13 protein-coding genes are annotated in these 13,399 nt (G+C 66.3%); 6 read left to right on the forward strand and 7 right to left on the reverse strand.

Annotated features, from left to right (window positions below):
* Nucleotide 1: 1 nt before the first annotated feature.
* Complete coding sequence (locus tag AC07U4_RS17805) at nucleotides 2-241, reverse strand: hypothetical protein (protein ID WP_495196325.1); 240 nt, start codon at nucleotides 239-241, stop codon at nucleotides 2-4.
* A 239-nt stretch (nucleotides 242-480) separates the two neighbouring features.
* Between AC07U4_RS17805 and AC07U4_RS17810 the strand changes: the two genes are divergently transcribed.
* Nucleotides 481-3,615: a TonB-dependent receptor plug domain-containing protein gene (locus tag AC07U4_RS17810; RefSeq protein ID WP_495196326.1), complete on the forward strand. Its 3,135-nt coding sequence runs from the start codon at nucleotides 481-483 to the stop codon at nucleotides 3,613-3,615.
* Nucleotides 3,616-4,627: 1,012 nt separating this feature from the next.
* Here the strand turns inward: AC07U4_RS17810 and AC07U4_RS17815 are convergent.
* On the reverse strand, nucleotides 4,628-4,783 hold the full coding sequence (locus AC07U4_RS17815; RefSeq protein ID WP_495196327.1) for a hypothetical protein: 156 nt from the start codon (nucleotides 4,781-4,783) through the stop codon (nucleotides 4,628-4,630).
* A 108-nt stretch (nucleotides 4,784-4,891) separates the two neighbouring features.
* Nucleotides 4,892-5,572, reverse strand: coding sequence for a tRNA (guanine(46)-N(7))-methyltransferase TrmB (trmB, locus tag AC07U4_RS17820; protein WP_495196328.1), 681 nt, complete (start codon nucleotides 5,570-5,572; stop codon nucleotides 4,892-4,894).
* A 96-nt stretch (nucleotides 5,573-5,668) separates the two neighbouring features.
* On the opposite strand from trmB, the gene AC07U4_RS17825 reads away from it, so the two are divergent.
* From AC07U4_RS17825 to AC07U4_RS17835, 3 genes are read left to right on the forward strand one after another with little or no spacing between them, the layout of a single operon-like run.
* The gene (locus tag AC07U4_RS17825; protein WP_495196329.1) at nucleotides 5,669-6,478 is read left to right on the forward strand and encodes a formate/nitrite transporter family protein; all 810 of its coding nucleotides are present in this window, start codon (nucleotides 5,669-5,671) and stop codon (nucleotides 6,476-6,478) included.
* Nucleotides 6,475-7,074 carry a phosphatase PAP2 family protein gene (locus tag AC07U4_RS17830; RefSeq protein WP_052075599.1) on the forward strand — a complete coding sequence of 200 codons (600 nt, stop codon included), beginning with the start codon at nucleotides 6,475-6,477 and terminating at the stop codon, nucleotides 7,072-7,074. The genes AC07U4_RS17825 and AC07U4_RS17830 overlap by 4 nt, the downstream gene beginning before the upstream one ends.
* Nucleotides 7,075-7,133: 59 nt before the next feature.
* Nucleotides 7,134-7,478, forward strand: coding sequence for a PilZ domain-containing protein (locus AC07U4_RS17835; protein WP_495196330.1), 345 nt, complete (start codon nucleotides 7,134-7,136; stop codon nucleotides 7,476-7,478).
* A gap of 116 nt (nucleotides 7,479-7,594) precedes the next feature.
* Here the strand turns inward: AC07U4_RS17835 and metK are convergent, their stop codons facing one another.
* Entirely contained in the window at nucleotides 7,595-8,812 is a 1,218-nt protein-coding gene (gene metK / locus AC07U4_RS17840) for a methionine adenosyltransferase (RefSeq protein ID WP_495196331.1), read from the reverse strand.
* 43 nt (nucleotides 8,813-8,855) lie between these two features.
* Complete coding sequence (lnt, locus tag AC07U4_RS17845; RefSeq protein WP_495196332.1) at nucleotides 8,856-10,397, reverse strand: apolipoprotein N-acyltransferase; 1,542 nt, start codon at nucleotides 10,395-10,397, stop codon at nucleotides 8,856-8,858.
* Between the two features lie 296 nt (nucleotides 10,398-10,693).
* On the opposite strand from lnt, the gene AC07U4_RS17850 reads away from it, so the two are divergent.
* Both AC07U4_RS17850 and AC07U4_RS17855 read left to right on the forward strand, forming a co-directional pair.
* Nucleotides 10,694-11,128: a VOC family protein gene (locus tag AC07U4_RS17850; RefSeq protein ID WP_495196333.1), complete on the forward strand. Its 435-nt coding sequence runs from the start codon at nucleotides 10,694-10,696 to the stop codon at nucleotides 11,126-11,128.
* Nucleotides 11,125-11,427 (forward strand): polyhydroxyalkanoic acid system family protein, encoded by a 303-nt coding sequence (locus AC07U4_RS17855; protein ID WP_038662297.1) that lies wholly within the window; start codon nucleotides 11,125-11,127, stop codon nucleotides 11,425-11,427. The genes AC07U4_RS17850 and AC07U4_RS17855 overlap by 4 nt, the downstream gene beginning before the upstream one ends.
* A gap of 36 nt (nucleotides 11,428-11,463) precedes the next feature.
* On the opposite strand, the gene AC07U4_RS17860 is transcribed toward AC07U4_RS17855, so the two are convergent.
* Complete coding sequence (locus AC07U4_RS17860) at nucleotides 11,464-11,997, reverse strand: response regulator transcription factor (protein WP_495196334.1); 534 nt, start codon at nucleotides 11,995-11,997, stop codon at nucleotides 11,464-11,466.
* The gene (locus tag AC07U4_RS17865; protein WP_495196378.1) at nucleotides 11,994-13,274 is read right to left on the reverse strand and encodes an ATP-binding protein; all 1,281 of its coding nucleotides are present in this window, start codon (nucleotides 13,272-13,274) and stop codon (nucleotides 11,994-11,996) included. Before AC07U4_RS17865 ends, AC07U4_RS17860 begins: the two co-directional genes overlap by 4 nt.
* Nucleotides 13,275-13,399 lie beyond the last annotated feature (125 nt).

Raw genomic sequence — 13,399 nt, forward strand, 5'->3', positions numbered from 1 at the left:
GTCAGGCCGCAATCCAATCGCTCTCCGCGTCATCCAGCGCGGCGAAGGCATCGCCATCAGCTTGCTGTTTGCAGAGGTGAGCCCGAACCGCCTCGGGGTTGCCCTCGCGCGGAGAAGTACGATCAGCGCTAGCGGCTTCGGCTATGCCGTCCACCCAGTCTCCGCGATCACGTTGCGTCAGCAACCACCTGCCAAACGCAACCTGCTGCCGAGCATCTTCATTTTGCCCGATCATGCGCATGCCTCCACCATGGCCCCCGCCTGCCAACGATCATATGTTCAGGATATGTTCCCAAGAATGCATATTGGCATCGGCCGCTTTCACAAGCTCGGCAGAGGCAGACCCAATAGGGCAGCATCTGTGACGAGCTGTGGCGTGCCTGCAACAAGATGGCACCAGATACTCGTGCCGTAGAAACAAATCTTTACATCCAGCATCTCGCCCGACACCTTTGTTTGCGTCGGGGCAGGCCTCGACGGATGTGTGCGCCGCCAGGGGGGTGGCCGCCACAGGGGGAAATACCAATAGTGATCATCGCTTCTCGTCTTGCGCGGAAGGCTGCGCTTCTCGCTGCTGCAACACCCTTCGTGATCGCTCTCTCGATTACGCCATCGACCGCTCAGGCCAGTCCGGGGTCCGCCGCCACCGATCAATCTAGTTCGGCTGAGCAGCCTCAGACGCCCGGCAAAGTAGAGATCGATCGGCAACAGGCCGCGCCGACCACGCCGGACGCACAATCAACGCAGCCGGACGGCGATATTGTCGTGACCGGCTCGCTCTTCCGTCGTGCCGACACGGAGACGCCATCGCCCGTCACCATCCTGACCGCCGACACCATCGCAAAGGCAGGCATCACGACGGCAACCGATGCGATCCGCTCGATCTCCGCCGATGGCGCGGGTTCGATCGGTACCGGCTTTCAGTCGGGCTTTAGCGCCGGCGGCTCCGCCGTATCGCTGCGCGGTCTGGGCGTGTCATCCACGCTGGTGCTGGTCGATGGGCTGCGTTCGGCCAATTTCCCGATCAGCGACGACGGCCACAATTCCTACGTCGACCTTAACTCGATCCCGTTCAGCCTGATCGACCGGATCGAAGTGCTGAAGGACGGCGCATCGTCAACCTATGGCGCGGACGCGATCGGCGGCGTGGTCAACCTGATCCTCAAGAAGCACGTCGTCGGCCTGACCGGGACGGTCGAGGCGGGTCTGGCGGAGAAGGGCGACGGCGCACGCCAGCGCGCGAACCTGACGCTCGGCTATGGCGACTATGAGGACAAGGGCTTCAACGTATACATCAACGGCGAATACCAGCGCGACGGCCGCATCTCGAACCACAGCCGCGGCTTCCCGTACAATACGCAGGATCTGACCAGCATCGGCGGCAACGACCTTAACACTGCCGATCAGAACCTAACCACCGCCACTCCCAGTGCGGTCGTGGTGCGCGTGCGCCAGACCGACCTGAACAACCCGCTGGCGGGTTCGACGGCGGCGCTGAGCACGCAGTTTCAGACGCTGAACCTCGGCACCTGCAGCAACGGTACTTATCGGCAAACCAGTGCGGCGGTGAACGGCGTCGGTTGCCGTTACGATCTCGTCGATCGTTACCGTCAAATCCAGCCGTTGCAGGAGCGCTATTCGGTCAACGGCCGGATCAGCGTCCGCCTGAGCGATTCGATCGAGGGTTATATCACCGGCAGCTACAGCCGCAGCGATGTGAGCATCAGGGGCACGCCGTCGGCGATTCGTGCGACTCAGCCGTTCGGCGGCGCACCGGCGGCCGCATCGAGCAACCCGGGTGTCGTCCTGCCGGTGTACATCTGCACGTCGGGCATCAATTGTTCGGTGCCGGGCACGGCAGGTCGCCAGCTCAACCCGAACAACCCCTATGCCGCCGCCTTCGCCAACGATCCGAACAACGGTGCGGCGCGCATCTATTACCTGTTCGGCGACATCCCGGTCGGCAGCGACCGAACCAACGAGGTGTATCGCGGCACCGCCGGTCTGGACGGCAGCTTCGGCGAAGGCTGGAACTGGCGCGTGCAGGGCGCCTATGCGCGCGACGAGCTGGAGATCACGCAGCACGGGCTGATCAATATCGCCGCCCTGCGCAGCGCGATCAACACCGGCAGCTACAATTTCGTCAATCCGAGTCTGAACAGCCAGGCGGTGCGCGATACGCTGTCGCCAGACAAGACGACGCCGTCACATTCGACGATGGCATCGCTCGATGCGTCGCTCAGCAAGGCGCTGTTCGAACTGCCGGGTGGCTCGTTGCAGGTCGCAGTCGGCGGGCAGGTACGCCGCGAGACGCTGGAGAACAACAACCAGAACGTCGCGCTCGACACCTATGGTCTGACGACGTCGTCGTCGTTCGGCAAGCACACGGTTTCGGCGGGTTACTTCGAGATCGATGCACCGATCCTCACCATCCTCGATGTCAACGCCTCGGGCCGTTACGATCACTATTCGGAAGGGTTCGGCCGCTTCTCACCTAAGGTCGGCGTTAAGTTCTCGCCGTTCAAGCAGTTGGCGATCCGCGGCACCTATTCGCAGGGTTTCCGCGCACCGACCTTCGCCGAGAGCGGCGTACGCAGCCAATATGCGGGCTTCGTCACTTATACCCCGCCTTGTAATTTCATTCTGGCGCATGGCGGCACCGGCACCACAACGACGTGTAGCAGCAACGGCAATCCCTACGGCCAATCCTATTCGCTGGGCCGCGGCGTCGCCGGCAATCCGGACCTGAAGCCGGAAACCTCGCGCAGCTTCACCGCCGGCGTGATCGTGCAGCCGGTCAAGTGGTTCAGCTTCACCGCCGACTATTACAACGTCAAGAAGTCGGACCTGATCGTCGCCGGCCCGTTGATCGGTGCGGCACAGGCGGCTTACTACAGCGCGAGCAACGTCGCGGCGGCACAGGCTGCGGTCGCCAACGTCGGTCCGGGCTATTCGGTCAATCTGGTCGATGCGCCCGATCCCGCATTCCCGGGCGCCCTGCCCCGCGTGCTGATCATCAACGTGCCGTTCGTGAACGCCGATTACTCGATCACCTCGGGTATCGATCTGGCGGCGACCGCGAACGTTCCGCTGGGTGAGAGCTCGACCTTCACCAGCCGTGTCGAGGTCACCCACCTGTTCAAGTACGATCTGCACACCAGCGGCGGCGTGCAGAAATATGCGGGCACGATGGGTCCGTACGATCTGTCGTCGGGCAATGGCACGCCGTCGTGGCGCGGCAACTGGCAGAACACGCTTCAGGTAGGCGCATACTCTTTGACCGCGACGACGTATTTCGTTGACAAGATCAAGGCAGTTGCAACCGACCAAGGCAATCTGTCGACCGCATGCACGGCGGCGCTGTACAAGGCGACCACCGATACAACCGGCGGCGATCGCTTTTGCTACGTCAAGAAGTTCATCAATGTCGACTTGAACGGATCGGTGAAGGTCAACGACGACTTCACGTTCTTCGTCAACGTCGGCAACGTGTTCAACGCGCATGCACCGGTCGCTCCCGCGGCATATGCGAGCGCGCCGAACTTCCTGACCACATGGCATTATGCCGGTCTGGTCGGCCGCACCTTCCGCGCGGGTGCCAGCTTCGGCTTCTAAAACAAGTGCGTCTTTGAGGGAGGGGTTTCCCCCTCCCTCATTTTTTTGTGCTGAGACTCGCGCGCCGGGAACACCGGGCCCCGCACCGTCATCTAGGCCGTGTATGGCTGCTGTAGCGCCGCAACATTTGCGTCGGACGGCGTGGCGGTCGCTATTGCATCACCAGTGGTGACAACAAGCGATATGGAATCTAGCCAAGGTAGGGAGACGCCCCGCCATCCGTAGTGACACAAGCTGGCGGGGCGCCGGGCCGAATTGCCTTGGCGATCTAGATACCGATCTATGGTTACGCCTGCCTAAAAACGTAGGCTTGGCCCTGCCCTTGGTCCGCGTGAGGAAAGGCAAGGCGCCGGTCCGCAGCGACTGCCCCCGGACTGAACATCTGTCCACATTTTGACAATGGCAAAAAGGCCTGACCTGTTTGGATGTGGGACGCGCAAGTTGCGGCGCTTACCGCGCCGACTGAAACTCTGCCCAAGGATCGCTCCTGCGCTGCGCTACCTGCCGCGCCACCACCGCACGAGCTACGTCGGCAAGCCGGGTCTGAGACCATGCGGCTAGTACCGATGTTGGCTGAACCGAGAGCACCCGGCCTTTCGCATCCCGTTGCGCTGCTTCCATAATGCTTCCTACGGCAGCCTTCCTGTCGTCTTCGTCCATAGACCGCCAAGCCACCGTGCGAACAAGCGTATCGAGCTGCGGCTTCGCAACGCCACCAATGGCCTGCTGGAGCTGATCGTATTGATCTGGCGTCCACGCAATCGACTTGCCAGCCTGTTAGTATTTGCGTTGCGGTGGGGTGATCGACGCGCCACTATCGACCAGCGCGGTAATCGTCGGGCCCTTCCGATCCCTCCCCGTCATCAGCGGTGAGATGATGTCAGGCCCAACCGCGTCCTGTGCTAGGACCGGCTGAGCAACAAGCAACCCCAGCCGCTCGACCCCGGTGCAAGCTGTGGTCGGCGTCCATGGCGAGCCGTGCGCGCCAATCGTATAGCGCCGCGTCTTGGCCTCACGGCCGCCCATCCGGTACTGGAAGATGTTGGGATGGCCCGGCCGGCGTGATCTTCACGCCGAAGCCTTTCAATTCGTCATCCCACAAAAAGCCGACACCAGTGCCGGGCTTTAGCGCATCGACCGTCCGCTTATTGACCTTGCCCGACGCCATTAAGGCCTTGCTGGCAATCACCGTAGCGGGAAGCGCGGGGAACAGCAACGGAACAGCGGGAACAAGCCCCCTCTCCTACAGGCGTGAACGGCTCGCGAAGCCCGCAGCCTATTGTCGGATATACCGGAAATACCACACCTCATGGCCCTGCCGCCGCGCCTTGCGTTCGTAGCGCGTCTCGGGCCAGTCGTCGGGCCGGGTCAGGAAGTCCGCCGGCGTCCGTGCCGTCCACACGAAGTCGCGGCGCTGGTTCATGATCATCATCGCCCAGCGGCAATAGGTCGGATCGTCCGTCCCCAGCCGGAACTCGGCGCCCGGCTTCAGCTTGGCGGCGATCGCGTCGAGCGGGCCGTGGTTGATCATCCGCCGCTTGGCGTGGCGCGCCTTGGGCCAGGGGTCGGGGTGGAGGAGATAGACCCGGCTGAGGCTCGCATCGGGCAGCCGCTCGACCACCTCCAGCGCGTCGCCCATATGCAGCCGCACGTTGGCGAGGCCACCGTCGCGGATATGGCCGAGCGCACCGACCACGCCGTTGAGGAACGGCTCGCAGCCGATGAACCCGGTCTCGGGCCGCATCGTCGCCTGACCCGCGAGATGCTCGCCGGCACCGAAGCCGATCTCGAGCTCCAGCGGGCGGTCATCGTCGAACAGCACCCGCGCATCGAGCGCACCCGTCTCCGGCACGCTCAACGGTGCCAGCGTGTCCTCGACCAGCGCGGCCTGGCCGATGCGCAGCTTATGGCCCTGACGACGGCCGTAGAGGCGGCGGATGGTGGCGGGATCGTTCATGGTGGCGCGCCCTAGAACACAACGCGCCACAGGGAAACGCCGCATTCGCCCGCACCGCGCGGAGCAAAGCGGGGCGGCGGTCCGTTGCACCGTCACATGACCGACGACGCCACCGATGGCGACGGCCTCAAGGCCGCCGATGCCAAGACGCTCCACCGCACGGTGCGCGAATCGGGGGAGGACGAGTTGCGCCGTCCCGCGATGCAATTGTTCTGGTCGGCGCTCGCCGCCGGCATCGCGATCAGCGTCTCGCTGCTGACCGAGGCGGCGCTGCACGCGGCCCTGCCCGACGCGCCGTGGCGCGAGCTGGTCAGCGGCCTCGGCTATCCGGTCGGCTTCATGGCGGTGATCCTCGGCCGGATGCAATTGTTCACCGAGAGCACGATCACCGCGATGCTGCCGCTGGTGACGCGGCCGTCGCGCTGGGCGCTGGCCCGTACGCTGCGGCTGTGGAGCATCGTCCTCGTCGCTAATCTGCTCGGCACCGCGCTCGCCGGGCTGGCGATCGCCACCGGCGCGATGGGCAGCGACGCGATCCGTCACGCCGCGCTCGCCATCTCGGCGGGGATCACGGACTTGTCCGCCGGCCGCACCTTCGTCAACGCGATCCCCGCCGGCTTCATGATCGCGATCCTCGCCTGGGCGCTGCCCAATGCGCGCAGCCAGAGCGTGGCCGTGATCTTCATCTTCACCTACATCCTGACGATCGCCGGCTTCAGCCATTCGATCGTCGGTTCCAGCGAGGCCTTCCTGCTGCTGTTCGCCGGCCAGACCGGCCTCGTCCAGACGCTGGCGGGGCTGATCGCGCCGGCGGTGCTCGGCAATCTCGTCGGTGGCGCCGGCATTTTCGCGGTGCTCGCGCACGCACAGGTACGCGGCGAACCGCCGCAGGGAGAAGAGCAGTGAGCAAGGCGAAGACGGCCGCGAAGACGGTCGAACGGGTGGATCGTCATCTGACCCGGGATGCGGCGGCGAATCGCGATACGCTGCCGGTGCGCTTCGCCAGCTTCCTTGGCGAGGTGGCCGACCAGCCGCAGCTCATCACCGCCTCGATCGCGACGATCGCGGCGGGACTGGTCGGGCGGCGGCCCGATATGATCCGCGGCGGCACGCGGATGCTCGCGGCGCATCTCGTCGCCACCGGGATGAAAAGCGCGATCAAACATTCGATCGACCGCACCCGCCCCGCCAAGGCGATCGACGAGGGCGATCACCGGTTCGAACCGGGCGATAGCGACGACCATGATCTCAATTCCTTTCCGTCGGGCCACACCGCCGGCGCGGTCGCGGTCGCACGGGCCGTCTCGCGCGAGATCGACGGCGCCGCCACCCCCGCCGCACTCGGCGTCGCGGCCGTCGCCGCGATCCAGCCGGTCGCCGGCAACCATTACCTTTCCGACGTGCTGGTTGGTGGCGCGATCGGCTGGGCATCGGAAGCGTTGGTCGACGCCGTGTTCAACCATTTCGCGCCGCCGCCGGCCGAGAAAGTTCAACCAGTTTAGGGCAAGTTGTTCTGGGTTTGCCGTTCACCGCGTGCTAGGCCCACCGATACGGAAGCGTTATGAACATCCCTCCCGAACCTTCGCGCGAGAAGCGTAACAGCGTCATCGTCCGTGCCGCGGTCCGTCTGCCCGGCGGCGGCCAGAGTGAGCGGCGTGTGCGCAACCTGTCGCGCTCCGGCGCGTGCATCGACAATGACGGCGATCTCGCCGCGGGCATGATGCTCGATATCGAAATGGGCCATATCACGGAGCTGACCGGGGAGGTCATGTGGGTGAAGGACCGGCTCGCCGGCATTCGCTTCGCCGAGCCGATCGATCTCGACGAAGCCCGTAAGCCACGCGGCGTCACCGCGGCGCCCAAGGCCGGCTGGATGATCGATATCAACGACGCCTACCGCCGATAAGACGACGGTTCGCCCGCCGCGACCGCGCAACGCGCCTGCCCCACCGCCAAAAGAAAACACCCTCCCGCGTCCGGCGACGCGAGAGGGTGTCGTTCACACAATTCTGATCGAACCGATCAGCCGACCGCGGCCTTGAGCTGCTCGACCAGATCGGTCTTTTCCCAGGTGAACAGGTCGCCCTCGGGCTCGCGGCCGAAGTGACCATAAGCCGCCGACTTCACATAGATCGGCGCGTTGAGCTTGAGATGCTGGCGGATGCCCTTCGGCGTCAGGCGGACGAGCTGCGGCAGCACCTGCTCCAGCTTCGCTTCCTCGACCGTGCCGGTGCCGTGCGTGTCGACATAGACCGACAGCGGCTCGGCGATGCCGATCGCATAGCTGAGCTGGATCGTGCAGCGCTTGGCGAGGCCCGCGGCGACGACGTTCTTGGCGAGATAGCGCGCGACATAGGCGGCCGAACGATCGACCTTGGTCGGGTCCTTGCCGCTGAACGCGCCGCCGCCGTGCGGTGCTGCACCGCCGTAGGTGTCGACGATGATCTTGCGCCCGGTGACGCCCGCGTCGCCGTCCGGCCCGCCGATCTCGAACGCGCCGGTCGGATTGATATAGACCTTGGTCTCGTCGGTGACGAAGCCCTCGGGCAGCGTGCTCGTCAGCACGCCGGTGACGTAATCCTTGAGCACGTCATATTTGGCGGCGTCGGCATTGTCGCCCTGCAGGCAATAGCCCGCCTTGTGCTGGGTCGAGACGACGAGCGCCACGGCCCGCGTCGGCACGCCATTCTCATATTGCAGCGTCACCTGGCTCTTGGCGTCGGGCTCGAGGAACGGCGCCTTGCCCGAATGACGGTCGGCCGCCATCGTCTCGAGGATCTTGTGGCTGTAATAGAGCGTCGCCGGCATCAGGCCCGGCGTCTCGTCGGTCGCGTAACCGAACATGATGCCCTGGTCGCCCGCGCCCTCGTCCTTGTTCGAACCCTCGTCGACGCCCATCGCGATTTCCGCCGACTGGCCGTGCAAATTGTTCTCGAAGGTGAAGCTTTCCCAGTGGAAGCCCGACTGTTCGTAGCCGATGCGCTTGACGGTCGCACGGACGGCGGCCTCGATCTCGGCGAGCGCGCCATCGGCCCAGGCGCCATTCTCGTACACGCCCTTGCAGCGGATCTCGCCCGCCAGCACGACGAGGTTGGTGGTGGTCAGCGTCTCGCAGGCGATCCGCGCCTCCGGGTCCTTGGACAGGAACAGATCGACGATCGTGTCGCTGATCTGGTCGGCGACCTTGTCGGGATGGCCTTCGGAAACGGACTCGGACGTGAAGATATAGCTGCTGCGCATCACTGCCTCATAACGATATAAAGATGCCTTTATATGTCCGCTCCTAACGCGCACGGCGACGGATGGCAATCGCCGCCGCCGCGAAGCCGAGCGCGACGATCAGCGCGGCGAAATTCCCCAGCCGGCTGAACAAGGTGGGCGGCAAGGCCGGCGGCATCGGCAGCTCGATCGCCCCCGCCGTCTCGTGCGGAACGGTGGCGAGCAGCCGTCCGTCGGCGGCGATCACCGCCGAAATGCCGGTCGGAGTCGAACGGACGATCGGCAGCCCTTCCTCGATCGCCCGCATCCGCGCCTGCGCGAGATGCTGCGGCGGTCCCCAGCGCCCGAACCAGGCATCGGTCGAGGGGTTGAAGAGGATTGCGGGGCGATGCGCCTCGTCGACCGTATGACCGGAGAAGATGATCTCATAGCAGATCTGGAAGCCGATCGCGCCGAAGCCGGGGATCGTCAGCGTGCGCGGACCGGGGCCGTCGTCGAAGTCGAAATCGCCCGGCACCAGCCGCGCGAGGCCGAGCGGCCTGAGCAGCCACGGCACCGGCAGATATTCGCCGAACGGCACCAGATGCGCCTTGTCGTAGCGGCCGACGATGCGCGCGCGGGCATCGAGCGCGAACACCGAATTGGACGCCCCCGCGACATCGCCCTTGGCGTCGAAGCGCAGCGGCGTATGGCCGGTCATCAGCACGTCGCGCGGGCCGAGCAACCGCGCCAGCCGCCAGCGGTTGAACAGCGGGCTCTGGCCGAAATAGATCCAGCGCGGATAGCCACTTTCGAGATAGTCGCGGATCACCCCCTCGGGCCACAACACCAGCCGCGGCCGCGGTCCCGGCGTTCCCGACTGGTGGATCAGCGCGGCGAGCATCACCTCCTGATCGCCCTCGCCGCGCGCGTCCTGCCCTACATTGGGCTGCACCACGCGCAGCAGCGGCGCATCGGGCCGAGCGGGGGGCGCCTGCGTCCACAGGCCGGAGACCGCCGCGACGACGAACAACGCCGCCAGCCCCGTCGGCAACCGCCAGCGCCGCTGCGGCAGGAGCAGCAACGACACCGCGGCGAGCACCGTGACGCCCGACAACGCATAGGTGCCGATCCACGCCGACAGCCGCGCAACGCCGATCACCGGCAACCAGATCACCCCGATCGGGTCCCAGGCGTAACCGCTGAACAGCACGCTGCGCAGATATTCGCTGGCGATCCACGCCGCCGCGAAGACGAGCGCATAGCCGGCATCAGGCCGCGCGCCGCGGCCGAAGCGCCAGCCGATGCCCGCAGCGGCCATCGGGAAGATCGCCAGATACAGCGCCAGCCCGACCGCGGCGAAATAGCCGAGCACCGGCGGCATCTTGTCCTGAAAGTCGAAGGCGTGCTGGAACCAGTTGTTGTTGATCGTGAAATGCCCGACGCCCCAGCACCAGCCGAGCCACAGCGCCCGCCGGCCGGTATCGGCGCGCTGGACGAGCGCGGCGAGCCCGGCGAGCCCGACCAGCGTCAACGGCCAGAGCTGCAACGGCGCGAACCCGGTCGCGGCGATCGCCCCGAGGATCAGCGCGACGAGGGCGGGACGGCGGGAGAGCAAGGCGGGCATGCGGCGCCGTGTAGCGTGCGGCAAACGCGATGTCCTCCCTCCATGAGACGGGCACGCGCGCCGTCCGGCACAGCCGGTATGTCGCGCTACAAAGGGGATAGGCGGCACTCGGACCGTGCCGGAAGAACGACGCGCTCCTATCCGCCGTTCGCCCTGAGCCTGTCGAAGGGCAGGTGAGTCTCAAGGTGCTTCGACAAGCTCAGCACCAACGGACGTGGACCGTGTCGCAGTCCGCGCATCGTCGCGGAGGGAATTGAGCGGTAGCGCCAGCCACCACCCTTCCCTACCTTCGCCACATGTCCCTACGCCCCTTCCATCTCGCCTTCCCGGTCCACGATCTCGCCGCGGCGCGCGCCTTCTACGGCGGCGTGCTCGGCTGCCCCGAGGGCCGTTCCAGCGACCAGTGGATCGACTTCGACCTGTTCGGCCATCAGATCGTCGCGCATCTCGACCCCGCCGCCCGCGCCGTGCAGGTCGCCAACGAAGTCGACGGCCACCACGTCCCCGTCCCCCATTTCGGCGTCGTCCTCACCATGGCCGACTGGCAGGCGCTCAGCGATCGCGTCGCCGCCGCGGGCGTAAGCTTCGGGATCGAGCCGCACATCCGCTTCCGCGGCGAGGCGGGCGAGCAGGCGACGATGTTCTTCTCCGACCCGTCGGGCAACGCGCTCGAGTTCAAGGCGTTCGGGAACGATGCGATGCTGTTCGCCACGACGAAGGACCAGATATGAGCGCCCCGATCGAACTCGACATTCCCCATCAGCTCGGCAAGACCGCGGTCCGCGAACGCCTCGACGGCGGCATCGGCAAGATCGGCCGGCTGATCCCCGGCGGCGCGCAGGTCGAGCATCGCTGGGAGGGCGACACGATGCATTTCACCGTCGGCGCGATGGGCCAGACGATCGGCTGCCGCGCGACGGTATCCGACAGCAACGTCCATGCGATCGTCGACCTGCCCGGCTTCCTCGGCCTGTTCGCCGGCAAGATCCGCGACGTGATCCAGCAGGAAGCACCGAAACTGCTGAAGTAAAACCAATTCCTCCCCCGCCAGGGGGAGAAGTAATGTCTACCCCATGTGCCGCTTGTCGAGCTTCCGCGCCAGCGTCCGCCGGTGCATCCCCAGCCGCCGCGCCGCCTCGGAGATGTTGAAGTCGACGTCCGCCAGCGTCTGGTGGATATGCTCCCATTCCAGCGTCTTGATCGAGGTCGGCGGCGCCGCGGCGATCGTCGCGCCGGCATCGCCGTCGATCCGCGCGAACGCCGCCTCGATATCGTCGGTATTGGCCGGCTTGGTCAAATAATTGGTCGCGCCGAGCTTGATCGCCTCGACCGCGGTCGCGATGCTGGCGAAGCCGGTCAGCACGACGATCTTGATGGCCGGGTCGATTGCATGGATCGTCGCCACGCAGGTCAGCCCCGACGCGCCGCCCAGCCGCAGATCGACCACCGCATGATCGGGCCTGAAGTCGGCCACCGCCGCCTCCAGCCCGTCCGGCCCGGGCAGCATCGTCACCGCATAGCCGCGCCGCTCGAACGAGCGCCCCAAGGTACGCGCGAAATTGGCGTCGTCCTCGACGATCAGCAGCCGCCGCTCGCTCATGCCCCGTCCTCCAATGCCAGCGCCGCCACCGGCAGCCGCAGCACCATCTCCGCGCCGCCCGCGATATTGCGCGCCGCCAGCGTCCCGCCGAGCGTGCGCAGCACGTTGGTGGCGAGAAACAGCCCCAGCCCCGCGCCGCGCCGCTCCTTGCTGGTGTTATAGGGTTTGCCGATCCCGGCGAGCACCGCGGGCGGAAAGCCGCTGCCATCGTCGCGCACGGTCAGCACGATCACCGCCTCCCCCACGGTCGCGGTCAGCGTGATCACCGACGCCCCCGCCTCCGCGGCATTGTCGAGCAAATTGGTCAGCGCCTGCCCCAGCGCGCGGTCGGACACGATCGGCCGATCGTCGCCGATCCGGTCCTCGAACGTCACCGTCCCCGGCCAGACCGCGACGATCCCCGACAGGAACCGGCGCAGCGTGGTGCGTTCGGGCGCCTCGCCGGTCACCTCGCCCGCGGCGAACAGGATGCCCGACACGATCGTCTTGCAGCGCATCACCTCCGCCTGCATCTCGTCGACCTCGGCGGCGAGGCGCGGTTCGGCGCGGATCGCCGCCTCGCTCTTCCAGTCGCCGAGCAGCACGAGGATCGACGATAGCGGCGTGCCGAGTTCGTGCGCCGCGCCGCTGGCGAGCAGCCCCATGCGGACGATATGGTCCTCCTCGGCGGCGCGCTGGCGCATCGCGGCGAGATGCGCATCGCGGCTGCGGAGATTGGCGGCGATGCGCGTCACGAACAGCACCAGCAGCACCGCGGCGAGCACGAAATTGGCCCACAGCCCGATGACATAGACCGGCGACAGCCGCGTCGCGAACCACGGCGGCAGCGCCAACGGCGGGCTGAGCAGCGCGACCAACCCGAACGCCACCGTCGTCAGCGCGACCAGCGCCCAGCTCGACCAGGCATGGAGCAGCACCGCGCCCATCACCACCTGCAACAGATAGAGCGAGACGAACGGATTGGACGCCCCGCCGCTGAGATAGAGCTGCACCGAGAGCGCGACGACATCGCAGGCGAGCGAGCCGAACAACTGGAAATTGGTCACCGGCCAATGCGGGTGGCCGAGCCAGGTCATGACGTTGAGCATGACGAGCGCGGCGAGCACCACCCCCATCGCGACGACCGGCAGGCGGATGCCGAGCCCGTAATGGACGATCAGGATCGCCGCCGCCTGTCCGCCGACCGCCATCCAGCGCAGCAGCACGAGCAACCGCATGTTGCGCGCCGCGGCATCCTCGGGCGCGGGCGGCGGCAGGCGGGGCGGCTGGGTCGGCATGCCACGGGTGTAGGCGCGTTTGCGGCGGAGCGCCACGCGCGGGCATTGATATGGGCTCGTAACGTGGCCCGGAGAAACCCGTCACCCCGGACTCGTTCCGGGGTCCACTCTGCGGCGAGGAGATT

The organism is Sphingomonas sp. GW821-FHT02B09 (assembly GCF_059421875.1).